Genomic DNA, 23,864 nt, shown 5'->3' with positions numbered 1-23,864 from the left:
CGCCGTGCGCAGCAGTCGCCCCGCCGCCCCGCTCGGGGAGCAGGACAAGGGGCTCCCGCAGGGGCCGGGACCCCAGGGCCCGAACGCTCAGGGCCCGAACGCTCAGGGCCCGAATGCTCAGGGCCCGAACGCCCAGGGCCTGAACACTCAGGGCCGGCCGCAGCGGGTGGGGGTCGCCGAGCACGCCGCGCGTGTCGCCGCGCTCGTCGCGCCGGCCCTCGCCGATCGGCCCGGGCGGCAGGTCGTCGTCGCCGAGCTGCTCGCCGCCGCGGGCGCCGCGGGCGCGCTGCCGCCGCGGCGGCTCGCCGCCGACGCCCGCGCCGCCGTCGCCCTGCCCGGCTTCGACAACTCCCAGATGGACGGGTACGCCGTCCGCTCCACGGACCTCGCCGCCGCCTCGGCGCAGGCGCCCGTGCGGCTGCCCGTCGGCGTGCCCGTGCCCGCCGGGACCGTGCCGCCGCCGCTGGCCGACGGGACCGCCGTCCCCGTCATGACCGGCGCGCCCGTGCCCGCGGGCGCCGACGCCGTCGTGCGCGTCGAGGACGCCGACCCGCCGCGCTTCGGCCTCGCCGAGGTGCGGTTCGCCGCGCCCGTCGCCCCCGGCACGTACGTCCGCACCGCCGGGTCCGACGTCGCCGCCGGGGACGTGGTCGTGCCCGCCGGCGCCGCGCTCGGGCCCGCGCAGCTCGGCGCGCTGGCCGCCGCCGGCGTCGGGCAGGTCGAGGTCGCCCGCGCGCCGCGCGTGCTGCTCGTCTCGACCGGCTCCGAGCTCGCGCCCGCCGGGGCCGCGCTCGGGCCCGCGCAGGTGCACGACGCCAACGGGGCGGCGCTCGCGGCCGCGCTCGCGCAGGCAGGCGCCCGGGTGGTCGCCAGCGTCGTGCCCGACGAGCCGGACGCGCTGCTGGCCGTGCTCGCCGCGGCCTCGGACGTCGACCTCGTCCTCACCTCGGGCGGCGTCTCGGCCGGCGCCTACGAGGTGGTGCGCCAGACGCTCGCCGACGCGTGGTTCGGGTCCGTCGCGGTGCAGCCGGGTGGGCCGCAGGGGTGCGGGACCGTCCGCGTCGGGTCCGGCACGCAGGAGCGCCGCGTCCCGCTCGTCGCGTTCCCGGGCAACCCCGTCAGCGCCCTGGTGTCGTTCGAGCTGTTCCTGCGCCCCGTGCTCGCCGCCGCCGCCGGCGCCGTCCCCGCCCGCCGTCCGGTGCGCCGCGCGCCGCTCGGCGAGCCCCTCGACTCACCGCCGGCCCTGCTGCAGGTGCGCCGCGGGACCATCGGCGACGACGGCCGCGTCCGCCTCGTCGGCGGGCCCGGGTCGCACCTGCTCGCCCACCTCGCCGCCGCCACCGTGCTCGTGCACGTACCACCCGGCGTCGCCCGCCTCGAGGCCGGGGACGCCGTCGACTGCTGGGAGATCGCATGACCGTGCCCGAAGGGCTCAGCCACTACCGCGCCGACGGCGCCGCCCACATGGTCGACGTCTCGGCCAAGGACGTCACCGTGCGCGAGGCCACCGCCGTCGGCGTCGTGCGCACCCGCCCCGACGTCGTCGCGCGCATCGCGTCCGGCGACCTGCCCAAGGGCGAGGCCGTCGCCACCGCCCGCATCGCCGGGATCCTGGGCGCCAAGCGCACCCCCGACCTGGTGCCGCTGTGCCACCCGCTGCCCCTGACGGGCGTGGACGTCGACGTCGTCCCGCGCGGCGATCTCGTCGAGATCACCGCGACCGTGCGCACCCGCGGACGCACCGGCGTCGAGATGGAGGCGCTGACGGCCGTGACGGTGGCGGGCCTGACGGTGTACGACATGATCAAGGCCGTCGACCGCGAGGCCGTGCTCACCGACGTACGGGTCGTGGCCAAGAGCGGCGGCAAGTCGGGCGACTGGGCACGGGAGGGCGCATGAGCATCCACCGCTACCGCGCGGCCGTCGTCGTCGCCTCCGACCGCGCCGCCGCCGGCGTCTACGAGGACCGGTCCGGGCCGGCCGCGCAGACATGGCTCGCCGACCGCGGCTGGGACGTCACCGTCCAGGTCGTCCCCGACGGCGAGCCGGTGCGCCAGGCGCTCGCTGGACTGCTCGCCCCGTCCGGGAGCGCGCCCGACCTTGTCGTCACCAGCGGCGGCACCGGGCTCGCCGCCACGGACCGGACGCCCGAGGCGACACGTGCCGTGATCGAGCGGGAGGTGCCGGGGATCGCGGAGCTCGTGCGTGCTGCGGCGCTCGCGGGTGCGGACGGGCGGCCGGTCGTGCCGACGGCGGCGCTCTCGCGGGGGATCGCGGGCGTCGCCGGGCGCACCCTCGTGGTGAACCTGCCCGGCTCGCCCGGCGGGGTGCGCGACGGGCTCGACGCGCTGGCCGACGTGCTGCCGCACGCGGTGGCCCAGCTGCGCGGGGAAGACCATGGGTCCCACGGCGGTGGGCACCCGGGGGCGCCGGAGCCCGCTGCCGCACCGGCCGTGCATCCCTCCGGCGGTCGCGCCGAGGTGGTCCTCGCCGACGTCGTCGCGGCGCCGCTCGACCTGGACGCGATCATCGAGCTCGTGCGCGACGACAGGGCCGGGGCCGTCGCGACCTTCACCGGGTACGTGCGGGACCACGACGAGGGCCGCGGCGTCGTCGCGCTCACCTACGAGGCGCACCCCGACGCGGCGGCGGTCCTCGGGGAGGTCGCCGCACGTGTCGCGCAGAGGGTGGCCGGTGAGACGGGCGACGCCGTGCGGGTCGCCGTCGTGCACCGGGTGGGCGACCTCGTGGTGGGGGACGTCGCCGTCGTCGCGGCGGTCGCCGCGGGGCACCGTCGCGCGGCGTTCGCGGCGGTGGCCGATCTCGTGGAGGAGCTCAAGGCCGAGGTGCCGATCTGGAAGGAGCAGGGCTTCGTCGACGGGACGAGCGAGTGGGTGGGGGCCCTGGGGTGAACCCGCTGGTCCCGCCCCGCGGCCCGCTCGACCCCGCCGAGCGGCGCCGGGCCGCGCGCCACCTGCTGCTGGACGGGTTCGGGCCGGACGCGCAGGCACGGCTCGCGTCCGCGCGGGTCGTGGTCGTGGGTGCGGGCGGGCTGGGCTCGCCGGTGCTGCAGTACCTGGCCGCGGCGGGGGTCGGCACGCTCGGCATCGTGGACGACGACGTGGTCGCCGAGTCCAACCTGCAGCGGCAGGTGCTGCACGGGACGGGCGACGTCGGGGCGCCCAAGACGGCGTCGGCGGCCGCGGCGCTGCGTTCCCTGCGCCCGGAGGTCGGCGTCGTCGAGCACGCGGTGCGGCTGGACGCGAGCAACGCGCAGGCGTTGTTCGAGGGGTACGACCTCGTCGTGGACGCGTGCGACACCTTCGCGACGCGCTACGCGATCGCGGACGCGGCCGCGCGGCTGGGGCTGCCGGTCGTGTGGGGCACGGTGCTCGGCTGGGACGGGCAGGTGGCGGTGTGGTGGTCCGCCGCGCCGGACGGACGGGGCCTGGCGTACGCCGACGTGTTCGGCCCGCAGCCGGCCGAGGGCGAGAGCTGCGAGACGGCAGGCGTGCTCGGCCCGGCGTGCGGTGTGGTGGGCGCGACGATGGCGGTCGAGGCCGTCAAGCTGCTGACGGGCACGGGCGACCCGGCACTGGGCCGCCTACTGACCTACGACGCCCGCACGAGCACATGGGACGAGATCCCCCTCGCCGAGGGAGCACCGTCGGCCCGCGAGACAGCGCCCTCCACGACCGAGATGGCACGCCGAGCGCCCGAGACAGCGCCCTCCGCCGCCGAGACAACGCCTCTCGTCGTCGACGTCGGCCGCATCGCCGGCGCCGTGCCCGGCGCCGTCTGGGCTCGTCTGGAAGACCTCGCAGCGGGCGACCTGCCCGACGCCGTCCTCGACCACCCGCTCGACGCACCCCTCGTGGTGGTGTGCGAACAGGGCCTGCGCTCGCGCGGTGCCGCGGCGATCCTCGCCGCGGACGGGTGGCGCGACGTGCGTGCGATGCGGTACGCCGAGCTTGCGGCGCTCGCGGCACGCCACGCCTGACACCCCCGACCGGCACGGCGCCCGCGCACGTCAGGGCTCTACCGGATCCCGGGAGATCGGGCAGGTCATGCAGTGGCCACCGCCGCGTCCCCGGCCGAGCTCCGCGCCCACGATCGTGATGACCTCGACGCCCGCCTGGCGCAGCAGCTCGTTGGTGTGGGTGTTGCGGTCGTAGGCGAACACGACCCCCGGCTCGACGGCGACGACGTTGTTCCCGCTGTCCCACTGCTGACGTTCACCGGCGTACCAGCCGCCACCCGGCTCGACGGTGCGCAGCCTGGCCAGTCCGAGCGCGTCGGCGACCACCTCGACGAACGACGACTTCTCCTCGGTCACCTCGACCCCACCGTCGTCGTCGGGTCGCAGGGAGAATGCCTGGATGCCGTCGACGATCTCGGGGTAGAGGGTCGCGAGATCCCGGTCGGCGAACGTGAAGACGGTGTCCAGGTGCATCGCCGAGCGCAGCTTGGGCATGCCTGCGACCACGACTCGCTCTGCGGCGCGCGCCTCGAACAACCGCGCCGCGAGCTGGGTGATGGCCTGCCGCGACGTGCGCTCGCTCATGCCGATCAGCACCGCTCCGTTGCCCACCGGCATGACGTCACCGCCCTCGAGGGTGGCCTGCCCCCAGGACTGCTCCGGGTCGCCCCACCAGACCGTCGACCCCGTGAAGTCGGGGTGGAACTGGTAGACCGCCTTCATCAGCAGCGTCTCGTCGTGCCGCGCAGGCCAGAACAGCGGGTTGAGCGTGACCCCGCCGTAGATCCAGCACGTGGTGTCACGGGTGTAGAGCGTGTTCGGCAGCGGCGGCATGACGTACTCGTTGACCCCCGTGGACTCACGGGCGAGGGCGAGGTAACCAGGCCGGAAGTCGGCCGGCAGGTCGCGGGTGGACAGGCCTCCGATCAGGTACTCGGCCAGCAGGGAGCCGTCGAGAGTGGCGAGGAACGCGCGCGTGTCGGCGACGAGCCCGAGGCCGACCTCGTTGGGCACGATCTTGCGGTCGAGCAGCCACTCTGTGGCCCCGGGAACGGCGAGCGTCTCGGCGAGCACGTCGTGCAGCTCGACGACGTCGACGCCGCGGCCCTGCAGCTCGTGCACGAAGGCGAGATGGTCGCGCTGCGCGTTCTCGACCCACAGCAGGTCGTCGAACAGCAGGTCGTCGTTGTTCGTGGGTGTCAGCCGTTCATGAGCGAGGCCGGGCCGGCACACGAGCACCTTGGTGAGCTTTCCGACTTCCGAGTAGACGCCGCGGGTGGCTGCAGACATGGGACGTTCCCTTCGTTCCGTGAGGGGACGGGCGGGCGGTGGCGGGTGCTCAGATCTGGACGGCGCCCGTGGCGAGCAGGACCGCGCCGGCGACGGCGCCCACCAGGACGAGCAGGAACACGACGAGGCCGGGCGGGGTGAACGTCCGGGCGCGCCGCTCGCGGCGGGCGTAGTAGTACAGCACCGTGGCGGGCGCGAGCAGGAGGCAGGACAGGAAGAGGAACTTGTAGCCGGCGGCCCAGAGCAGGAACAGGGTGTAGATCGTCGAGATGACGGCCACGACCAGCTCGCGGCGACGCACGCGGTGCGCGACGCCGTCGTACCCGTCCTCTCGCAACGCGATCTTCAGTGCGTAGCCGGACGCGAGCGCGAACGGCACCAGTGACAGCGCGGCCGTCAGGTCGAGCGTGAAGTCGAGGGCGTTGTCGACGAACTGGACCGCGAACAGGATGACGGTGACGAAGATCGACGTCCACAGCACCGCGTTCTGCGGCACCTGCCGGGCGTTGAGCCGGTTGAAGTAGCCGGGCAGGTCCTCGTCCTGGGCGGCTGCATAGGCGACGTCGGCCGCCAGCAGCTGCCACGCGAGGTACGCGCCCAGGACGGAGACGATCAGCCCCACGCGGATGAAGGTGCCGCCCCACGCCCCGACCGCCGCGTCGAGCACCCCGCCGACGGAGGGCTGCGGCAGGGCGGCGAGCTGAGCCCTGGGCAGGATGCCGTAGGACAGGATCGAGATCGAGGCGAACAGTGCGAGCACCGAGACGAAGCCCAGCACCGTGGCCCTGCCCACGTCGGCGCGCCTGCGCGCGTACCGCGAGTACACGCTGGCGCCCTCGATGCCGAGGAACACGAACACCGTGATGAGCATCGTGCCCTGCACCTGCTGGAACAGAGAGTCACCGCCCGGAAGGTCGTAGCCCCCGCTGAGGTTCGCGGCGAACACGCTGCCGTCGAAGGAGAAGATCGCCAGCACGAGGAACAGCACCAGGGGCACGATCTTCGCGATCGTGACGATCAGGTTGATGGCGGCAGCACCCTGCACGCCGCGGCGGATGAGCAGGAAGAAGCCCCACACGGCGACGGTCGAGACGACGAAGGCCGCCCACGTGTCGCCGTGACCGAACGTGGCCTGCAGCCCGGGGAAGAGCTGGGAGAGGGTGGTGGTGATCAGCACCCAGTAGAAGGCGTTGCCCGCGCAGGCGGACGCCCAGAAGCCGATCGCCGACAGAAACCCGGGGTAGACGCCGAAGCCTTCGCGCGCGTACACGTACACGCCGTTGTCCAGCCGTGGCTTGCGGATGGCGAGGTTCTGGAACACGAACGCGAGCATCAGCATCCCGAGCCCCGCGATGGCCCACGCGATGAGCGCTCCGTACACGCCGGTCTGGGTGGCGAACCGAGAGGGGAGCTGAAAGACGCCCGCACCCACCATCGATCCGACGACCATCGCGGTCAGGGCGGGGAGGCTGAGCTTGGCCGTGCTGGTCTTCGGTGCAGCTTCCGTCGTCGACACACTCCCTCCCGTCGTCGGTGCTCGATGGTCCGGGGCGCCGCACGCCAGGTGGCAGAGGTTGGCGACGCGCTGCCATCGTTCGTCACCTGGGGCACGATTGCACGTCGAGACGGACGGGACGTGACGTCAGCCGCGCACGCCTCACAGCACCCTGCGGCGCGGAGTGAGCACACCGTTCCCGCCGGGTAACCCCGCCCGCACCGAGCCGAAACCGCCGCTGCCTACCGTCGTGGCATGAGCGGATCGCCGGTACCCCAGGACCCGAAGAGGCTCGTCGTCGTCGGCGGCGGCATGGTCGCCCAGCGGCTCGTGGAGGCGCTGCGCGCCCGGGACGAGGCCGGCACCTGGCGCGTGGACGTGTTCGCCGAGGAGCCCCGCACGCCGTACGACCGCGTGCAGCTCACCCGCTACTTCGAGGCCCGCGACCCCGAGGAGCTCGCCCTGGGCGACCCGGCCCTGTGGGCCGACCCCCTGGTCTCGCTCCACCGCGACCTCGCCGTCACCGGCATCGACCGCGAGGCGCGCACCGTCACCGACCGCCTGGGCCGTACCCACGGCTACGACGAGCTGGTCCTCGCCACCGGTTCCTACGCCGCGGTCCCGCCCATCCCGGGCGCGGACCTGCCCGGCGTGTTCGTCTACCGCACGATCGACGACGTCGCGGCCCTGCGCGGCTGGGTGGAGGAGAAGCGCCGCTCCTTCCCGGCGGGCCGGCCGGTGCGCGGCGCGGTCATCGGCGGCGGCCTGTTGGGCCTCGAGGCCGCCGGCGCGCTCAAGGCGCTCGGCGCGCACGCCACCGTGGTCCAGTCCGGCACGCACCTCATGGACGTGCAGACCGACCTGGGCGGCGGCCAGGCCCTGGCCCGCCTGATCAACGGCAAGGGCATCGGCGTGCGCTGCTCCACCGCGACGAGCGCGCTGAAGCCGCACCGCCGCACCCGGCACGTCGGCCGCCTCGAGTTCGCCGACGGCGGCCGCCTCGACGTCGACGTGGTCGTCCTGGCCACGGGCGTGCGCCCGCGCGACGAGCTGGCGCGCGCCGCGGGGCTGGAGATCGGGCCCCGCGGCGGCGCCGTCGTCGACGTTGCGTGCCGCACCACCACCGACCGGCACGTGCACGCCGTCGGCGAGGTGGCCGCGGTCGAGGGCGCCTGCTACGGCCTCGTCGCCCCCGGCTACGCGATGGCCGAGGTGGTCGTCGACCGCCTCCTGGGCGGCGAGGCCACCTTCCCCGGCGCGGACACGGCCACCAAGCTCAAGCTCAACGGCGTCGACGTCGCCAGCTTCGGCGACGCGCACGCCCGCACCGCAGGCGCGGTCGAGGTGGTCTGGGCGGACCCGGTCGCGGGCGTCTACAAGAAGCTCGTCCTGTCCGACGACGCCCGCACCCTGCTGGGCGGCGTGTTCGTCGGCGACGCCGCCCCGTACGCGTCGCTGCGCCCGATGTTCGGCGGGCACCTGCCCGGCGACCCGTCCGCCTACCTCCTGCCCGAGGGTTCCGGCGCCGCCCCGAGCCTCGAGCTGCCCGACGACGCCGCGGTCTGCTCGTGCAACAACGTCATCGCGGGCACCATCCGCGCGGCCGTCACCGAGCACGGGTGCACCGACCTGGCGGGCGTGAAGGCCTGCACCCGGGCGGGCACCACGTGCGGCTCGTGCCTGCCGCTGGTCAAGAAGATCGCCACCACGGAGCTGGAGCGGGCCGGCGTCACGGTCAGCAGCGCCCTGTGCGAGCACTTCGCGCTGTCCCGCGCCGGCCTGTTCGACGCCGTGCGCGTGGCCGGGGTCCACACCTTCTCCGAGATCCTGGACCGGTTCGGCACCGGCGGGCGCGGCTGCGACATCTGCCGCCCCGTCGTCGCCTCCATCCTGGCGAGCCTCGGCAACGGGCACGTGCTGGCGGGGGAGCAGGCCGCGCTGCAGGACACCAACGACCACGTGCTGGCCAACCTGCAGAAGGACGGCACCTACTCCGTCGTCCCGCGCATGCCCGGCGGCGAGGTCACCCCGGAGGGCCTCATCGCCGTCGGCGAGATCGCGCGCGACTTCGGCCTGTACACCAAGATCACCGGCGGCCAGCGGGTCGACATGTTCGGCGCCCGCATCGAGCAGCTCCCGCAGATCTGGCAGCGACTCGTCGACGCCGGCTTCGAGTCCGGCCACGCCTACGGCAAGGCCGTCCGCACCGTGAAGTCCTGCGTCGGGTCCACGTGGTGCCGTTACGGCGTCCAGGACGCGGTCGGCATGGCCGTGCGCCTCGAGCTGCGCTACCGCGGCCTGCGCTCGCCGCACAAGCTCAAGCTCGGCGTCTCCGGCTGCGCCCGCGAGTGCGCCGAGGCCCGCGGCAAGGACGTGGGCGTCATCGCCACCGAGAAGGGCTGGAACGTGTACGTCGGCGGCAACGGCGGCTTCGCCCCCAAGCACGCCCGCCTCCTGGCCGAGGACCTCGACGACGAGGCGCTGCTGCGCACCGTCGACCGGTTCCTCATGTACTACGTGCGCACCGCCGACCGCCTGCAGCGCACCGCGGCCTGGCTCGACGACGTCGACGGCGGCCTCGACGGGGTGCGCGCCGTCGTCCTCGAGGACTCCCTGGGCATCGCCGCCGACCTCGACGCCGCGATGGCCGCCCACGTCGAGGGGTACGAGGACGAGTGGCGGGCCGTCCTCGAGGACCCGGAGAAGCTGGCCCGCTTCTCCAGCTTCGTCAACGCCCCCACCACCCCCGACCCCGACCTGGCCTACGTGCCCGAACGGGGCCAGAGGCGGCCCGCGACCGCCGCCGAGCGCGAGGCCGGCGCCTCGTCTGGTGCGGTGCTGGTCGCCGGCCCGGTCCTCCCCGTCCGCGAACCCCAGGAGACGCGATGACCACCCTCACCCGCACGACCCCCGTGTGCGCCCTGTCCGACCTCGCCGTCGAGCGCGGCGCCGCCGCCCTCGTGGACGTCGCCGGCCACCTCGTGCAGGTCGCGCTGTTCCGCTTGCACGACGACGAGGTGCTGGCCGTCCAGCAGCTCGACCCGTACTCGGGCGCCAACGTGATCTCCCGCGGCCTCGTCGGCACCCGGGGCGGGGAGCCCACCGTCGCCGGGCCGGTCTACAAGCAGGTGTTCTCCCTGCGCACCGGCCGGTGCCTCGAGACCGCTGGGTACACGCCCGCCCCCGGGCTCGACGGCGACCTCGTCCCCTACGAGGTCACGGTGCGCGACGGCGTCGTGCACGTCGGCGCGGCCCGCGCGCCGCGCCCGTGAGACCAACCCTCCCCGGCAGCCTGCCCCGGCCGAGCCGCCGCTACCCTGGTGGCCCTCAGGACGTGGAGGTGACGGATGACGCAGGACCCGGCGCGGGCACCGCTCGTGGGTGAGGCCCGCCCCCTGGCGCCGGTGATGGCCGGCGCGACCGTCCTCGTCACCGCAGACCGCCGCTCCTCCGAGCTCGCCGCCGCCCTCGAGCGGCGCGGCGCCGTGGTGCGGCACGCCCCCGCGCTGAGCATCGTGCCGCACGTCGACGACGAGGCCCTCGTCACCGCCACGCGCGCCCTGCTCGCCGACCCGCCCGACGTCCTGGTCGCCACGACCGGCGTCGGGTTCCGGGCCTGGATCGAGGCCGCCGACGCCCACGGCCTCGCCGACCGGCTCACCACGGCGCTCGCGGGCACCCGCATCGTGGCCCGCGGCCCCAAGGCGCGCGGCGCGATCCAGGCCGCCGGCCTGCAGGCCGACTGGGTCGCCGAGTCCGAGACGTCCGCCGAGGTGGCCGAGCTGCTGTTGTCCGAGGGCGTGGCCGGCTTGCACGTCGCCGTCCAGCAGCACGGCGCCGGCGCCGACGGCCTCGACGTCGTGCTGGCCAAGGCGGGCGCCCGCGTCACCAACCTGGTCGTCTACCGCTGGGGGCCCGCGCCCGACCCGGCCGCGGTGCGCGACTCCGTGCGCGCCGCCGCGGCGGGGGAGATCGACGCCGTCGTCTTCACCTCCGCGCCCGGCGCCGAGGCGTGGCTGGCGGCCGCCGAGGAGGCGAAGCTCGGCCCGCAGGTGCTCGCGCGGCTGACGTCGGGGGAGATGGTCGCCGCCGCCGTCGGGCCCGTCACCGCCCGCCCGCTCGCCCAGCGCGGCGTCGCCGCCCTGCAGCCCGAGCGCGGCCGCCTCGGCGCGCTCGTGCGCGCGCTCGTCGCCCACTACGAGCACGTCGGGTCCGTCGCCCTGGCCACCGTCGCCGGGCCGCTCGTCGTGCGCGCCCGCCTCGCCGTCCTGGACGGGCGGGTGCTGCCCCTGTCGCCCACCGGCCTCGAGGTGCTGCGCCTGCTCGCAGCCGCGGGCGGCGACGTCGTGCCCCGCGAGCGCGTCCTCGAGGTGCTGCCCGGCGCCTCGACCGACCCCCACGCCGTCGAGGTCGCCATCGGCCGCCTGCGCGAGGCCGTCGGGCGCCGCGACCTCGTCCGCACCGTCGTCAAGCGCGGCTACCGCATCGAGCGGGCCCACGACCTTTCCTGAGCCCGCCGGGCTCGCCTCGACGGCATCGGGCTGGGGTCCCGCCGCCCGGAGCGACCGACCCGGTCCGGCCGCGCTCAGTAGCCGGTGCCGGTCTTGACGCGCTTGCGGTCGAGCTCGTGCAGGCCGCCCTTGCGGTCGAGCGTGTCGCACGCCGCCGCGAGGTCGGAGGCGAGCGTCAGGGCCATGCCGTGGCCGAGGGTGAGCTTGACGAGCGCCCGCATGATCGTGACGTGGTCGGCGTTCGGCGGCAGGGTGTACGCGGGGACCATCCAGCCGCGTTCGGCGGCGAGCTGCGACGCGATGTCGAACTCGTCGTAGCCGCGTTCCTCCGCGAGCTGGAACGCGACGAGCGGCAGCTGCTCGGCGCCGGGCGTGCCGACGAGGCGGAACGGGCCCATGTCGGCGATCGCCTGCGCGAGCCTGCGGGCGTTCTCCTGCATCGTCTCCATGATGTAGCGGTAGCCCTCGCGCCCGAAGCGCACGAAGTTGTAGTACTGGGCGAGCACCATCGAGGAGCCGGTCGAGAAGTTGAGCGTGAACGTCGCGTCCGTCTTGCCCAGGTAGTTCTCGTAGAAGACGAGATCCTCGGCGAGGTCGCTGCGCTCCCGGAACACGAGCCAGCCGATGCCCGGGTAGACGAGGCCGTACTTGTGCCCCGACACGTTGATCGAGCGCACCTGCTCGAGCCGGAAGTCCCAGGCAGTGTCGGGGTACAGGAACGGCCACACGAAGCCGCCGCTGGCGGCGTCGACGTGCAGCGGCACGTCGAACCCCTTCGACTCCCGCAGCCGGACGAGGAGGTCGTTGATGCCGCCGACGTCGTCGGCGTGGCCGGTGAACGTCGTGCCCAGCACGGCGGCGACGCCGATCGTGTTCTCGTCGACGTACGGTTCGACGTCCTCGGGGCCGATCGTGAGCCTGTCGGGCTGGAGGGGGATGATCCGCGGCTCGACGTCGAAGTAGCGGCAGAACTTCTCCCAGACCACGTGCACGTCGCCACCGAAGACCAGGTTCGGCCGCGTGGTGTCCTTGCCCGCCTTCTCCCGGCGCTCGCGCCACTTCCACTTCAGGGAGAGCCCGCCGAGCATGATGGCCTCTGACGAGCCCTGCGTGCGCGCGCCGGTCGTCTCGCCGGGTGCGTGGAAGAGGTCGGCGAGCATGCGGATGCAGCGCTGCTCGATCTCGGCGGTCTGCGGGTACTCGGCGTGGTCGATGAAGTTGCGGTGCAGGTTCTCGGCGATGACGCGCTGCGCCTCCGGCTCCATCCACGTGGTGACGAAGGTCGCGAGGTTGCGCTGCGGGATGCCGTCGAGCACCAGCTCCTCGCCGATGAGCCGCATCGCGTCGACGGCGGTCATCCCGTGCTCGGGCAGCCGGTCGTCGGGAGCCGGCTCGAGAAGGAAGCGGTTGCCGTACTGGCTGGCGACCGCCTCGATGCGCTTGATGAAGTCCGCCTCGGACATGGTGCGACCCCCCCGCTTCGGCGGGACCGACGTTACGCCGTGGGGTGCCCCTGCGCCTCGCGAACCGTCGAGCTCTCGCGCACGGTCGCGATCGCGCACACCAGGAAGCAGGCGGCGCCGAGGCTCGTGTTCCAGTTGGCGGCGGCGAGATCGAGGATCGAGCCGGTCGCCGGCACGACGTAGCCGGCTACGGCCGAGATCCCGAAGAAGATGCAGCCCAGCAGGTTGACCCGGGCCTGCCACTGACGTGGCGCGGCCCGGTAGGCGATCACGCCCGAGACGAGGAAGCAGATCGAGCCGAAGGCGTCGGGCCGCCAGACGAGCCTGTCGTACTGGGGGTCGGAGAGCGCGGTCGACAACGCGCGGAAGGTCGTCACGTTGAAGAACAGCGTGCCGGCCGACTGGATCAGCGCAGACCATCGCGCGGCGTCGCCCTGGTCGTACGCGACCCAGCTCTGGAGCGCGCCGCCGGCCGTGAACAGGATCGAGCCGACGAAGAATGTCAGGGCCGCGGCCTGCGGTCCGACCAGGTCCGCGTAGCCCGGGAACGGGCCGACCAGGAAGCACGCCGACCCTGCCGCGAAGCACAGCCCCATCCACCGCTCGCGATGCACGGCACGACCCTAGACCGGCCAGGACCGAGCGACTCGGTGAAGCTCAGGGCGCGATCCGGAACCCGTCCTCGCCGCGCACAGGCACGTCCTCGGTGTGCACGCCGGTGACGTGCGCGAGCGGCGGGCCGGCGCGCAGCGCGTCCACCAGCCTTCCGACGGCGTCGTCGTCGCCCTCGATCTCGGCCTCGACCTCGCCGCCGGGCAGGTTGCGCACCCAGCCGGCGAGGCCCGCGGCGCGGGCGGCGTCGGCGGTCCAGTACCGGAACCCGACGCCCTGCACGCCGCCGCGCACCACGACGCGGACCCGTCTGCGCACCGGCGGCCCCCTCAGTCGAACATGTCCCCGATGTCGTCGAGGATCCCGCCCAGCACCATGCCGCCGAGGATCCCGCCCAGCAGGTCGCCCGACGACGACCGCCGGGTCGGCACGCCCTGCCAGCCGCCGTACCCGTACCCCTGCCCGTAGCCCGAGTTGGCGATGTCGCGCTGGGCGATGGCCGACGCCTCGGCGCCAAGCGAGGCGGCGCGCCGCGCCCGCGCGAGCTGCCGCTCGGGGTCGGTCTCGCCGCGCGCCTCGGTCAGCTCCCGCTCGGCCTCGGCGAGCCGGGTGCGGGCCGTCGGCCCGACGGGCGCCCGGTAGTCGTCGACGGCCCGGCGGGCGTTCAGCACCTGCTGCTCGGCGTCGAGGAGGGCGGTGGCGAGCTGGGTGCGTGCCGCCTTCGCGCGCCGGCCGGCCTCTTCGACGGCGGCCACGGCGTCGTCGAGCGCGGTGTTGGCCTGGCGCACGCGGGTGAGCCCGCCGACGGGGTCGGACGGCGCGCCGGGCGCGGGCAGCGAGGCCAGCGCCTCCTCGAGCCCGGCGACGGCGGCGTCGACGGCCCCGGCCCGCTTCGCGGCGGGCATGGCCCGGGCGGCGGCGATCTCCGCGCGGGACTCGGCGATCATCCCACCGAGCGTGGACTCGGCGGCCAGCGCCTCCATCTCGAACCGGTCGACGGCGTCGAGCAGCCCCTCGGCGCGGCGGACGGCCTCGACGGCGGCGGTGGCGGCGGCCTCGGCGTCGCGCCCGCGGGACTCGCCGAGCTTCTTGGCGGCGACGTCGGCGCTGCGGGCGGCGAACTCCAGCAGGCGCGCGGCCTGCTCGGGGTTGGCGGCCACGGCCTGCAGCGCGACGCCGGTGTACCGGCCACGCAGGCCGGCGAGCGTGGCCTCGGCGGGGGGCAGGGCCGCGCGCAGCCGGTCGGTGTCCGCGCGCACCTGGGTCAGGTTCTGCGGGGTGCGCCCGGCCGCCTCGCGCCGGGCGGCGAGGGTCGCGGACTGCTCCGCGAGCGCGCCCTCGGCCGCGCGGCACAGCTCCACGATGCGGCTGGTCCAGGCGATGCGCTGCTGGTCGGTGTCGGGGACCTCGTCGTGCAGCAGCTGCTGGAGGTGGAAGGCCTCCTGCAGATTCGCCCTGGCGTGGGCGAGCGCCCCGGTCAGCCCGCGGGCCTCCTGCTCTCCGAGCTCGGCGAGCGCGAAGCCGGCCTCGTCGTCGGCCAGCCGCAGCCGCTCGTCGGTGCGGACCAGGGCGGTGCCGGCCTCCCGCTCGAGGCCGGCGAGCTGCGCGGCGGCCGCGGCGATGAGCCGGGCGCGCCCCCGCCGCCCGACGATCCCGCCGAGCACCGAGCCGACGACGGCGACGGCTCCGACGGCGGCGACGACGATGACGATCGGGTCCATGGCTCGATCGTAGGGGCCCAGCTCGCAGCGGTCTGCGAAAACTCTGGCCCCCCGCGCCGAGCGCGCGTAGATTCTGACCGGATGCAGGGCGCACGCGCTGCACGCACGAGCACGCTCGCCCCACAGGTGGCGGGCGGGAGCACACGGGAGGGGGCATCGCGATGAGCCGGTCGACGTGGGCGGACGCCGCCGGTGTCGTCGTCCCCGTGTGCCCTGGCCCGGGCACGCAGCGGCGGTTCGACCTGCACCGCACCGACCTCATCGACCATTCCTGCGGCCCGCACCACGCCTGACCGGGTGCCGCCCGGTCAGCCTCGAAGCCGTCGCAGGGACGTCCCTGGGCGGCTTCTGTCGTCCTCGGACCCCACCCGACCCGAGACCGACGACGACGAGGAGGCGACCATGGCCGACGTGCTGGTCCTCAATGCCGGCTACGAGCCGCTGCACCGCGTGTCGCTGCGCCACGCCATCCACATGCTGGTACGCGAGGTCGCGGTCGTCGAGGAGTCGGAAGCTGGCAGGTCGTTCGGGCCCTACCCGTTGCCGCGCGTGCTGCGCCTGGTGCGGTACGTGACGATGCGCTGGCGCTACCGCCACGGCCACGCGCCGGCCTGCACGAAGGCGGCGGTGCGCGCCCGCGACGGGCGCTGCGCGTACTGCGGCGGCCCGGCCGACACGGTCGACCACGTGCTGCCCCGCTCGCGCGGCGGCGCGTCGTCGTGGCTCAACCTCGTCGCGGCGTGCGGCGCCTGCAACGCGCGCAAGGCGGACCGCACCCCGCAGGAGGCGGACATGGAGCTGCGCGTCGTCCCGCACGTCCCGGACCTTTCCTGGAGTCCGGCGGCCTGACCGGGTCCGTGCTCGTGGGTGCCCGCGGGTGCTCGGGGCAACCGATCGCATTGATTCGGGTGTTAAATATCCTCGATGCCCACCAACGACGGCGCGCTCGCGCCTGCCCCCACGCCCCCCGCCGGCAGCACCGAGTCCACCGTGGCAGCGCTGCGCCGGCTGATGCCGTTCGTCCGGCCGGCGCTGCCGCGGCTGGTCGCGGGGATGGTCTCGGCGCTCGGCGCGTCGCTGGCCGCGCTCGCGATCCCGCGGGTCCTGCAGCACCTGGTCGACGGCCCGCTCGCCGCCGGCGCCCGCGCCCACGACACGGGCGCCCTGTGGGGCGCGATAGCCCTCGTGCTGGCCCTCGGCCTGGCCGAGGCGGGCCTCATCCTCGTGCGCCGCAACCTGGTCATGCTGCCGGGCACACGCGTCGAGGCCGACATGCGGATGGCGCTGTTCCGCCACCTGCAGGACCTCCCGATCGCGTTCCACGACCGGTGGGCAGGCGGGCAGCTGCTGTCCCGCTCCATGTCCGACCTGGGCCTCCTGCGCCGCTGGCTCGTCTTCGGCCTGCTGCAGCTCGTCGTCAGCATCGCCACCGTGCTCGTCGGCGTCGGGCTGCTCGCCGCCACCACCGGCTGGCTCGGCGTGGTCTACCTCGCGGGGGCCATCCCCGTCGCCGTCATCACCTTCAGGTTCTCCCGCCGCTACCGCGTCATCTCCCGCCGCTCGCAGGACCAGTCGGGCGACCTGGCCACCACCGTCGAGGAGTCGGTGCACGGCATCCGCGTGCTCAAGGCGTTCGGCCGCGGCCGCGACGCCCTCGCCTCGTTCACCGGGCAGGCCGAGCGGCTGCGCACCACCGAGCTCGCCAAGGCCCGCGCACAGGCGGCCGTCAACGTCACCCTCACGCTCATCCCCGAGCTCACCCTCGCCGTGTGCCTCGTGCTCGGCGCCCTCATGGCCCACCAGGGGTCCATCACCGTCGGCGCGCTGACCGCGTTCTTCGCCACCGCAGCCGTCATCAACGGCCCCGTCGTCGACATGGGCATGACCCTGTCGATGACGCTCAACGCCCGCACCGCCGTCGACCGGTTCTTCGACGTGCTCACCACCGCCAACCCCCTCACCGACCCCGCCGACCCGGTCGCCCCCGGCGAACCACGCGGGCACGTGCGGCTGCGCGACGTGACGTTCCGCTACGAGGACGCCGCCGTCCCCGTCCTGGACCACGTCGACCTCGAGCTGCCCGCCGGCACCACCACCGCCCTCGTCGGGCTCACCGGCTCGGGCAAGTCCACGCTCGCCATGCTCGTCCCGCGCCTGTACGACGTCACCGCCGGCACCGTCGAGCTCGACGGCGTCGACGTGCGCCGCCTGCGCCGCGCGGACGTGCGCCGCACCGTCGCCGTCGCGTTCGAGGACCCCACCCTGTTCTCCGCCACCGTGCGCGACAACGTGCTCCTCGGCGTCGACGACACCCTGTCCGGACCCGCCAAGGAAGAACGGCTCGCCGAGGCGCTCGACGTCGCCCAGGCCCACTTCACCCCCCGCCTGCCCCAGGGCGTCAAGACCCGCATCGGCGAGGAAGGCCTCTCCCTGTCCGGCGGCCAGCGCCAACGCCTCGCCCTCGCCCGCGCCATCGCCGCCCGCCCCCACGTCCTCGTGCTCGACGACCCCCTGTCCGCGCTCGACGTCGCCACCGAGGAAGCCGTCACCGCACGGCTGCGCCAGGTGCTGCACGGCACCACCACCCTCGTCATCGCCCACCGGCCCTCCACGGTGGCGCTCGCGGACCGTGTGGCCGTGCTGCAGGGCGGGCGGATCACCGCCGTCGGCACCCACTCCGAGCTGCTCGCGACCGACCCGCACTACCGGTACGTCATCTCGAGCCTCGAGGGCGACGCGGCCCAGCACGGCGTCGGCACGCTCGCCGAGGCCACGGTCGACACCACCGTCGGTGGCGTCGACGACGAACTGCACGACGACCAGGCGACAGGAGCACGGCTGTGAGCACCACGACGGCGAACGAGGCGTCCGAGGACGTCCTGGACCGCGCCGAGTCACGCGCCGTGCGAGCCCGCTCGCTCGGCCTGCTCGGCAACCTCCTGCGCCCCCACGGGCGGCGCCTGACCTGGTCGGCGTTGCTCGTCGTCGCGTCCACGCTCGGGCAGGTCGCCGGGCCCGCGCTCGTGGCCGCGACCATCGACCACGCGCTGCCCGCCCTCGACGACGGCCGGTACGGACCGCTGGTCACGTACGGGGCGCTCATGGTCGTCGCCGCGGTCGTGGCCGGCGTCGCCAACGGCGGGTACGTGCGCGCCGCCGCCGTCATCTCCCAGGCCGTGCTGCTCGAGCTGCGCCGCCGCGTGTTCCGCCAGACCCAGCGCCTGAGCCTCGAGTTCCACGAGTCCTACACCTCGGGCCGCATCATCTCCCGCCAGACCTCCGACCTCGAGGCCCTGCGCGAGCTCCTCGACGGCGGCCTCACCGGCGTCGTCTCGTCCCTGCTCACCATGACGTTCACCGCCGTCGGCCTCGCCCTCGTCGACTGGCGCTCCGGTCTCGTGCTGGCGGCCGCCATGGTGCCCGCCTGGCTGCTCACCCGCTGGTTCCAGCGCCGCTCCCAGCAGTTCTACCGCGAGCAGAGGACCGCCTCCGCGCGCGTCATCGTCAAGTTCGTCGAGACCATGACCGGCATGCGCGCCGTCCAGGCGTTCCGCCGCGAAGCCACCACCGAGCACGACTACGGGCTCCTCGCCGAGGACTACCGCCAGGCCAACCTCGACACCTTCTCCATCAACGGCCGCTACCAGCCCGGCCTCGTCCTCATCGGCAACATCACCGTCGTCGCCGCCCTCGCCTACGGCGGCTGGCGCGCCCTCGAAGGCGACCTCCGCGTGGGCGTCCTCGTCGCCGCCCTCCTCTACGTCAAGCGGTTCTTCCAGCCCATCCAGCAGGTCGGCATGTTCTACAACGGGTTCCAGTCCGCCGCCGCCGCGCTCGAGAAGCTCTCCGCCCTCCTCGCCGAGGAACCCACCGTCGTCGAACCCGCCACCCCCGTCCCGCTGCCCGACGCGCGCGGCGACGTCCGCCTCGAGCACGTCACCTTCCACTACGGCCAGGGCCCCGTCGTCCTGCCCCGCCTCGACCTGCACATCCCCGCCGGGCAGACCGTCGCGCTCGTCGGCACCACCGGCGCCGGCAAGTCCACCCTCGCCAAGCTCGTCACCCGCTTCTACGACACCACCGCCGGGCGCGTCCTCCTCGACGGCGTCGACCTGCGCGACCTCGCCGGCACCGACCTGCGCCGTGCCGTCGTCATGGTCACCCAGGAGGCCTACCTCTTCTCCGGCTCCGTCCGCGAGAACATCGCCCTCGGCCGCCCCGACGCCACCCAGGCCGAGATCGAGGCCGCCGCCCGCGCCGTCGGCGCCCACGACTTCATCCTCGCCATGCCCGACGGCTACGACACCGACGTCAACAAGCGCGGCGGCCGCGTCTCCGCCGGTCAGCGCCAGCTGCTCTCCTTCGCCCGCGCCTTCCTCGCCAACCCCGCCGTGCTCGTCCTCGACGAGGCCACCTCGTCGCTCGACATCCCCGGGGAACGGCTCGTCCAGCAAGGCCTCAAGACCCTCCTCGCCGGACGCACCGCCATCATCATCGCCCACCGCCTGTCCACCGTCGCGATCGCCGACCGCGTCCTCGTCATGGAGCAAGGCCGCATCACCGAGGACGGCACCCCCGCCCAGCTCATCGCCGCCGACGGCCACTACGCCCGCCTCCACACCGCCTGGCGCGACTCCCTCGTCTAGGGCACGTCACGTCAAGCCGTCACTCACGTGGACCGGTACCGCAGGGCGACCACCCCCGACCGGAACTCATGGCGATCCACGAGCTCGAGCCGGATGCGCTCGCGCAGACCGGCGAGCAACGTCGGCCCGCGCCCGGCAAGGACCGGCTGCACAAGGAACACGTACTCGTCGATCAGTCCCAGATCCGCCAACGCCAGGGGGAGCGTCACGCCACCCACGAACAGGCCCTCGCCCGGCTCCTGCTTGAGCCGCTGAACCGCCTGCCCCACGTCGCCTCGCACCAGCTCGGCATTCCAGTCGACCCCGCTCAGCGTGCTCGACACGACGTACTTCTTCGCCCGGTCGATGCTCTCGGCGAACGGGACCTCCGACTCGTCCATCCAGTCAGGCCACGTGCCCGTGCCCGGCCGCCGCCACGCCGACTCCATCATCTCGTAGGTCACCCGGCCGAACAGCAGGGCATCGGCTCGTTCCATCTCAGCGGTCCAGTAGCGCATCGACTCCTCGTCGGGGGGGAGCCCTGCCTCGTGATGGCAGCAACCGTCGAGCGTGACGTTGATCGCGTATCGAAGTGGTCTCATCTCGTTGCTCTCCACCGTTAGGAGACCCGCGCTCAGCCCGGGCCGCACCCACAACCCACACGGTCACAGCCGGAACGGGTCCACCAGCACCATCACGTCATCCCGCACCCACCACGCACCCGACGCCCGCCGCTCCTCCCGCGACGAGAACCGGTACCGGAACAACCGCGCCCGCACCCACCGCGGCGCCACCCCGCCGAACGGATCCACCCGCAACAACCGCAACGTCGCCGGATCCGCCTCCAGCAACCGCCGCAAGAACACCACGAACCACCCCGACGGCGACCCCAACGGGATGAACCACATCGACCAGTCCAACCGCAGATGCCACGGCGCCACCTGCGGCGGCCGCCGCCCCACCTCGCACGGCTTCCCCTTGAACAGATACTCCCGCCACACCGCCTCCGGCCCCGGCCACCCGTCCGACGTCCCCTCGACCACCACCTCCTCCCGCAACCGCGTCACCCGCCCGAACGCCCCATACGCATTCACCAGCCGCAACGGCTCAAAGCTCGCATTCATCAGCTGACGCGGCCCCACCAGATTCCGCGCCGGCCGCCACGACAACGCCAACCACACCCCACCCACCGCCGCCACCGCCACCAGGAACGACGACGGCGTCGGCGCGACGACGGCGCTCGCGGACGACGGCCCGGGGCCGATGCCGACCCAGGAGCCGACGGCCTGCCACGTGCCGTCGGACACCATGCCGGCGCCCAGCACGATGGCCGCCCAGTTGAGCCACGCGAAGTTCCCGGTGAGCACCAGCCACCCCTGGGTGAGCACGACGACGGCTCCGGCGACCGACGGGAACGGCTGGGGAAGGAGCAGCAGCCAGGGGACGCCCAGCTGCGTGACGTGGTTGCCCACCACCTCGATGCGGTGCCACCAGTGCGGCAGGTGGTGTGCGTGCCAGGAGAACGGGCCGGGCATCGGCTGCGTCTCGTGGTGGTAGTCGAGCGCGGTGAGGTCGCGCCACTCGTGCCCGCCGCGCCACTTGATGAGCCCGGCGCCGAGCTCGAGCCGGAACAGCAGCCAGCGCGAGGCGACGACGACGACCCACGGCACTGCGACGGCGTCGGACCCGAGCCAAGCGACCAGGAAGGTCGCCTCGCACAGCAGCATCTCCCAGCCGAAGCCGTAGAACCGCTGCCCGACGTCGACCACCGACAGGTACAGCGCCCAGCACACGAGCAGGACGACGGTCGGCACCCACCACGGCCCGCGCTGCGGCAGGCCTGCGACGACAGACGCCGCGAGCACCGCGCCCGCGACGCCGACGCCCATGGCGAGGCGGTCGGAGTAACGCCAGTGAAAGACCGACGGGGCCACGCGGAACGGCACCCGCGCCACGAAGGCCGGGACCGGCAGCATCCCGTGCTCGCCGAGGAGGGGCCGGAACTGCGTCACCATCTGCGCGAACGCGAGCACGAGCAGCGCCCCGACGCCCCGCTGCAGCACCTGCCGGGCCACGTCGTAGTCGCTGCTGCCCCACCAGCCGAGCCAGTCGGGCGTCCACCCGGGCATGCTTCCCACGCTAAGACCTGGTGTGACGGCTCGCTCGGTTAAGGATGGGGCGCTAACCTTAACTCAAGGACTCCGGCGGAAAGGATGCGGCGATGGCACCGGGCCAGGACGGCGCGCTCTGGCAGCGCGAGTACCAGGAGGGCGACCTGGGCGCGATGCGCTCGGCCGACCGGCGGGGTGGCACCTACCGGCGCTACTTCCCGGCTCGCCTGGACGAGTCCATGGCCCCGTACGTCACCGCCGAGGCGATGGCGGCGGTCTCGGACGTGTCGATCGCCGTCGCGCGCATCGGCCAGCGCCTGCGCGAGCGGCCCATGCCGATCCTCTACGCGACGCTGCTGCGCAGCGAGTCGATCTCGTCGTCCTGGGTCGAGGGGCTGCGCGAGACGCCGCGCAACGTCATGGTCGCCCAGCTCCAGGGCCGCGACCCGGGCCTGGACGGGTACCAGTTCGAGCGGCTCGGCACCGCGCGCACGATCCTCGGCAACCTCGACTCGGTGCGCCGGGGCGTCCAGTCGCTGCGCGAGCCCTGGACGCACGAGGCGGTGCACGAGATCCACCGCACCATCGCCCCGCACGTGCACGACGGCGGCTACCGGGGCGTCGACGTCCAGATCGGCGGCACGTCGAAGGTCACGGCGTCGTACGTGGCGCCGCCGCCGGAGAACGTGCCGGGGCTCATGGCGAACCTGCTCGACCACGCCAACCGGTCCGGGGACAACCCGCTGGTCAAGGCGGCCGTGCTGCACGCCCAGTTCGAGACCATCCACCCGTACGAGGATGGCAACGGCCGCGCGGGGCGCGTCCTGGTGCACGGCTACCTTGCGCGAGCCGGGCTGCTCGACCAGGGCGTGCTGCCGTTGTCGGTGGTGCTGCGCCGCGACCCCGACGAGTACGTCCGTCAGCTCACCGCGTTCCGGCACGGCGCCCCCGACGACCGGGCCGCGGCCGTGAGCGGGTTCGTCGCCTACTTCGCCGAGACGCTCGCCCGCTCGTGCGAGGAGGCCGAGACCGTCATGGCCGCGGCGGGCGAGGTCGAGGCCGACTGGGCGGAGCGCACCGCGCGCTTCCGCGCGGACTCCCGGGTGCACGCCGCCGCGCGCGTGCTCGTCGAGCAGCCCGTGGTCACCGCCCGCTATCTCGAGGCCGCCCTCGCCACGTCGAAGGTCACGGCGCGAAAGGTCGTGGACAACCTGGTCGGCGTCGGGATCCTCGAGCCATCGGGCGGCCGGTTCCGGCGCGCCGAGGTGTACCAGGCCTCGGCGTTGCTGCGGATGATGGACCGGCTGGTGCCGGGCGTGCAGCCCACCTCCCTGCCGAGGCCTGCGGGCCGCTAACCTCACGCCATGACCCTCGCGTGGGCGGCTGCGGACAGCATCGACGACGTGCTGGAACGGATGGACGCGATCGACGCCGCACTTCCGCACGACGACGGGGTCGCCTACTTCAACCGGATGTACCGGCAGGTCACGCACTACGTCGACGCCGCCGTCGACAAGGGCTTCTTCCAGGCGGGCGACTTCCTCGAGCGGCTCGACGTGCACTTCGGCAACCTCTTCTTCGAGGCGTACGCCGCGGACCGCGAGGGCCGGCCGGTGCCCCCGGCGTGGGCCCCGCTCTTCGAGAGCCGGGCCAAGCCCCGCACGCACCCGATCCAGTTCGCGCTGGCCGGGATGAACGCGCACATCTGCCACGACCTGCCGGTCGCCGTGATCACGACCTGCCGGGAGGCCGGCGTCGTCCCCGACGACGACACGCCGGAGCACCACGACTTCACCCTGACCAACGACGTGCTCGGCGTCGCCTACCCGACGGTCAAGTCGTGGTTCTCGACCGGGGTGGTCGCCACGCTCGACGACGCGGCGGGCACCGTCGACGACGCACTGGCGAGGTGGGGCATCGAGACGGCACGGGCGGCAGCCTGGGGCGTCGCCCGGGTCATGCACGGGCTCCACGACAACCCGCGGATGCTGCGGGTCTTCGCGGACGGGCACCGCGCGGCGGTCTCGCTCACGAGCAGGGGGATGCTGCTCTGAGCC

General features: G+C 74.1%; 21 protein-coding genes. 13 read left to right on the top strand and 8 right to left on the bottom strand.

The window, feature by feature from the left end; genetic code table 11:
• Window positions 1–4 precede the first annotated feature (4 nt).
• From glp to ACO4JP_RS10760, 4 genes are read left to right on the top strand one after another with little or no spacing between them, the layout of a single operon-like run.
• A complete protein-coding gene (gene glp, locus ACO4JP_RS10775) occupies window positions 5–1,417 on the top strand; it encodes a gephyrin-like molybdotransferase Glp (RefSeq protein WP_425953693.1) in 1,413 nt (470 codons plus the stop codon).
• On the top strand, window positions 1,414–1,899 hold the full coding sequence (moaC, locus tag ACO4JP_RS10770) for a cyclic pyranopterin monophosphate synthase MoaC (RefSeq protein ID WP_425953692.1): 486 nt from the start codon (window positions 1,414–1,416) through the stop codon (window positions 1,897–1,899). The genes glp and moaC overlap by 4 nt, the downstream gene beginning before the upstream one ends.
• Window positions 1,896–2,912, top strand: coding sequence for a molybdenum cofactor biosynthesis protein MoaE (locus ACO4JP_RS10765; RefSeq protein WP_425953691.1), 1,017 nt, complete (start codon window positions 1,896–1,898; stop codon window positions 2,910–2,912). Before moaC ends, ACO4JP_RS10765 begins: the two co-directional genes overlap by 4 nt.
• Complete coding sequence (locus ACO4JP_RS10760) at window positions 2,909–4,000, top strand: ThiF family adenylyltransferase (protein WP_425953690.1); 1,092 nt, start codon at window positions 2,909–2,911, stop codon at window positions 3,998–4,000. The genes ACO4JP_RS10765 and ACO4JP_RS10760 overlap by 4 nt, the downstream gene beginning before the upstream one ends.
• Window positions 4,001–4,030: 30 nt before the next feature.
• Here ACO4JP_RS10760 and ACO4JP_RS10755 read toward each other — a convergent pair whose 3' ends face one another.
• Window positions 4,031–5,269, bottom strand: coding sequence for an arginine deiminase (locus ACO4JP_RS10755; protein ID WP_425953689.1), 1,239 nt, complete (start codon window positions 5,267–5,269; stop codon window positions 4,031–4,033).
• Between the two features lie 49 nt (window positions 5,270–5,318).
• The gene (locus tag ACO4JP_RS10750) at window positions 5,319–6,785 is read right to left on the bottom strand and encodes a basic amino acid/polyamine antiporter (RefSeq protein ID WP_425953688.1); all 1,467 of its coding nucleotides are present in this window, start codon (window positions 6,783–6,785) and stop codon (window positions 5,319–5,321) included.
• Window positions 6,786–7,019: 234 nt separating this feature from the next.
• Between ACO4JP_RS10750 and nirB the strand changes: the two genes are divergently transcribed.
• The 3 genes from nirB to ACO4JP_RS10735 all read left to right on the top strand — a co-directional run bounded on the left by nirB (window position 7,020) and on the right by ACO4JP_RS10735 (window position 11,275).
• Window positions 7,020–9,653: a nitrite reductase large subunit NirB gene (gene nirB / locus ACO4JP_RS10745; protein ID WP_425953687.1), complete on the top strand. Its 2,634-nt coding sequence runs from the start codon at window positions 7,020–7,022 to the stop codon at window positions 9,651–9,653.
• Window positions 9,650–10,036: a nitrite reductase small subunit NirD gene (nirD, locus tag ACO4JP_RS10740; RefSeq protein ID WP_425953686.1), complete on the top strand. Its 387-nt coding sequence runs from the start codon at window positions 9,650–9,652 to the stop codon at window positions 10,034–10,036. Before nirB ends, nirD begins: the two co-directional genes overlap by 4 nt.
• A 75-nt stretch (window positions 10,037–10,111) precedes the next feature.
• Entirely contained in the window at window positions 10,112–11,275 is a 1,164-nt protein-coding gene (locus ACO4JP_RS10735; RefSeq protein WP_425953685.1) for a uroporphyrinogen-III synthase, read from the top strand.
• Window positions 11,276–11,349: 74 nt separating this feature from the next.
• Here ACO4JP_RS10735 and ACO4JP_RS10730 read toward each other — a convergent pair whose 3' ends face one another.
• Genes ACO4JP_RS10730 through ACO4JP_RS10715 form a run of 4 tightly spaced genes read right to left on the bottom strand, consistent with a single transcriptional unit; the run spans window position 11,350 to window position 15,071 of the window.
• Window positions 11,350–12,738 carry a glutamate decarboxylase gene (locus ACO4JP_RS10730; RefSeq protein WP_425953684.1) on the bottom strand — a complete coding sequence of 463 codons (1,389 nt, stop codon included), beginning with the start codon at window positions 12,736–12,738 and terminating at the stop codon, window positions 11,350–11,352.
• Between the two features lie 32 nt (window positions 12,739–12,770).
• A complete protein-coding gene (locus ACO4JP_RS10725) occupies window positions 12,771–13,352 on the bottom strand; it encodes a hypothetical protein (RefSeq protein ID WP_425953683.1) in 582 nt (193 codons plus the stop codon).
• Window positions 13,353–13,395: 43 nt separating this feature from the next.
• Window positions 13,396–13,668, bottom strand: a complete 273-nt coding sequence (locus tag ACO4JP_RS10720) for an acylphosphatase (protein WP_425953682.1) — start codon at window positions 13,666–13,668, stop codon at window positions 13,396–13,398.
• Window positions 13,669–13,679: 11 nt separating this feature from the next.
• Window positions 13,680–15,071, bottom strand: coding sequence for a hypothetical protein (locus ACO4JP_RS10715; RefSeq protein ID WP_425953681.1), 1,392 nt, complete (start codon window positions 15,069–15,071; stop codon window positions 13,680–13,682).
• A 161-nt stretch (window positions 15,072–15,232) separates the two neighbouring features.
• On the opposite strand from ACO4JP_RS10715, the gene ACO4JP_RS10710 reads away from it, so the two are divergent.
• The 4 genes from ACO4JP_RS10710 to ACO4JP_RS10695 all read left to right on the top strand — a co-directional run bounded on the left by ACO4JP_RS10710 (window position 15,233) and on the right by ACO4JP_RS10695 (window position 19,717).
• Window positions 15,233–15,364 carry a hypothetical protein gene (locus ACO4JP_RS10710; RefSeq protein WP_425953680.1) on the top strand — a complete coding sequence of 44 codons (132 nt, stop codon included), beginning with the start codon at window positions 15,233–15,235 and terminating at the stop codon, window positions 15,362–15,364.
• Window positions 15,365–15,473: 109 nt separating this feature from the next.
• On the top strand, window positions 15,474–15,920 hold the full coding sequence (locus ACO4JP_RS10705; protein ID WP_425953679.1) for an HNH endonuclease: 447 nt from the start codon (window positions 15,474–15,476) through the stop codon (window positions 15,918–15,920).
• A gap of 75 nt (window positions 15,921–15,995) precedes the next feature.
• Window positions 15,996–17,915, top strand: coding sequence for an ABC transporter ATP-binding protein (locus tag ACO4JP_RS10700; protein ID WP_425953678.1), 1,920 nt, complete (start codon window positions 15,996–15,998; stop codon window positions 17,913–17,915).
• On the top strand, window positions 17,912–19,717 hold the full coding sequence (locus ACO4JP_RS10695; protein WP_425953677.1) for an ABC transporter ATP-binding protein: 1,806 nt from the start codon (window positions 17,912–17,914) through the stop codon (window positions 19,715–19,717). The genes ACO4JP_RS10700 and ACO4JP_RS10695 overlap by 4 nt, the downstream gene beginning before the upstream one ends.
• Window positions 19,718–19,740: 23 nt before the next feature.
• Here ACO4JP_RS10695 and ACO4JP_RS10690 read toward each other — a convergent pair whose 3' ends face one another.
• Together ACO4JP_RS10690 and ACO4JP_RS10685 are read right to left on the bottom strand one after the other, a co-directional pair.
• The gene (locus ACO4JP_RS10690; RefSeq protein ID WP_425953676.1) at window positions 19,741–20,298 is read right to left on the bottom strand and encodes a dihydrofolate reductase family protein; all 558 of its coding nucleotides are present in this window, start codon (window positions 20,296–20,298) and stop codon (window positions 19,741–19,743) included.
• Between the two features lie 63 nt (window positions 20,299–20,361).
• A complete protein-coding gene (locus ACO4JP_RS10685) occupies window positions 20,362–21,825 on the bottom strand; it encodes a lipase maturation factor family protein (protein ID WP_425953675.1) in 1,464 nt (487 codons plus the stop codon).
• Between the two features lie 92 nt (window positions 21,826–21,917).
• Here ACO4JP_RS10685 and ACO4JP_RS10680 point away from each other — a divergent pair, with 92 nt between their 5' ends.
• Together ACO4JP_RS10680 and ACO4JP_RS10675 are read left to right on the top strand one after the other, a co-directional pair.
• Window positions 21,918–23,162, top strand: coding sequence for a Fic family protein (locus ACO4JP_RS10680; protein WP_425953674.1), 1,245 nt, complete (start codon window positions 21,918–21,920; stop codon window positions 23,160–23,162).
• A 9-nt stretch (window positions 23,163–23,171) separates the two neighbouring features.
• Window positions 23,172–23,861, top strand: a complete 690-nt coding sequence (locus ACO4JP_RS10675) for a DUF5995 family protein (protein ID WP_425953673.1) — start codon at window positions 23,172–23,174, stop codon at window positions 23,859–23,861.
• Window positions 23,862–23,864 lie beyond the last annotated feature (3 nt).

The sequence above is a fragment of the Xylanimonas sp. McL0601 genome (genome assembly GCF_049852175.1).
Lineage (GTDB): Bacteria > Actinomycetota > Actinomycetes > Actinomycetales > Cellulomonadaceae > Xylanimonas.
The sequence above is the reverse complement of the archived record's forward strand: the minus strand, read 5'-3'. Positions and strand labels throughout refer to the sequence as shown.

Coding starts and splice junctions, on each gene's coding strand:
- ACO4JP_RS10735 (WP_425953685.1), top strand. CDS start 10,112: ATGACGCAGGACCCGGCGCGGGCACCGCTCGTGGGTGAGGCCCGCCCC.
- ACO4JP_RS10675 (WP_425953673.1), top strand. CDS start 23,172: ATGACCCTCGCGTGGGCGGCTGCGGACAGCATCGACGACGTGCTGGAA.
- moaC (WP_425953692.1), top strand. CDS start 1,414: ATGACCGTGCCCGAAGGGCTCAGCCACTACCGCGCCGACGGCGCCGCC.
- nirD (WP_425953686.1), top strand. CDS start 9,650: ATGACCACCCTCACCCGCACGACCCCCGTGTGCGCCCTGTCCGACCTC.
- ACO4JP_RS10730 (WP_425953684.1), bottom strand. CDS start 12,738: ATGTCCGAGGCGGACTTCATCAAGCGCATCGAGGCGGTCGCCAGCCAG.
- ACO4JP_RS10765 (WP_425953691.1), top strand. CDS start 1,896: ATGAGCATCCACCGCTACCGCGCGGCCGTCGTCGTCGCCTCCGACCGC.
- ACO4JP_RS10710 (WP_425953680.1), top strand. CDS start 15,233: ATGAGCCGGTCGACGTGGGCGGACGCCGCCGGTGTCGTCGTCCCCGTG.
- ACO4JP_RS10715 (WP_425953681.1), bottom strand. CDS start 15,071: ATGGACCCGATCGTCATCGTCGTCGCCGCCGTCGGAGCCGTCGCCGTC.
- ACO4JP_RS10755 (WP_425953689.1), bottom strand. CDS start 5,269: ATGTCTGCAGCCACCCGCGGCGTCTACTCGGAAGTCGGAAAGCTCACC.
- ACO4JP_RS10705 (WP_425953679.1), top strand. CDS start 15,474: ATGGCCGACGTGCTGGTCCTCAATGCCGGCTACGAGCCGCTGCACCGC.
- ACO4JP_RS10700 (WP_425953678.1), top strand. CDS start 15,996: ATGCCCACCAACGACGGCGCGCTCGCGCCTGCCCCCACGCCCCCCGCC.
- nirB (WP_425953687.1), top strand. CDS start 7,020: ATGAGCGGATCGCCGGTACCCCAGGACCCGAAGAGGCTCGTCGTCGTC.
- ACO4JP_RS10685 (WP_425953675.1), bottom strand. CDS start 21,825: ATGCCCGGGTGGACGCCCGACTGGCTCGGCTGGTGGGGCAGCAGCGAC.
- ACO4JP_RS10680 (WP_425953674.1), top strand. CDS start 21,918: ATGGCACCGGGCCAGGACGGCGCGCTCTGGCAGCGCGAGTACCAGGAG.
- ACO4JP_RS10690 (WP_425953676.1), bottom strand. CDS start 20,298: ATGAGACCACTTCGATACGCGATCAACGTCACGCTCGACGGTTGCTGC.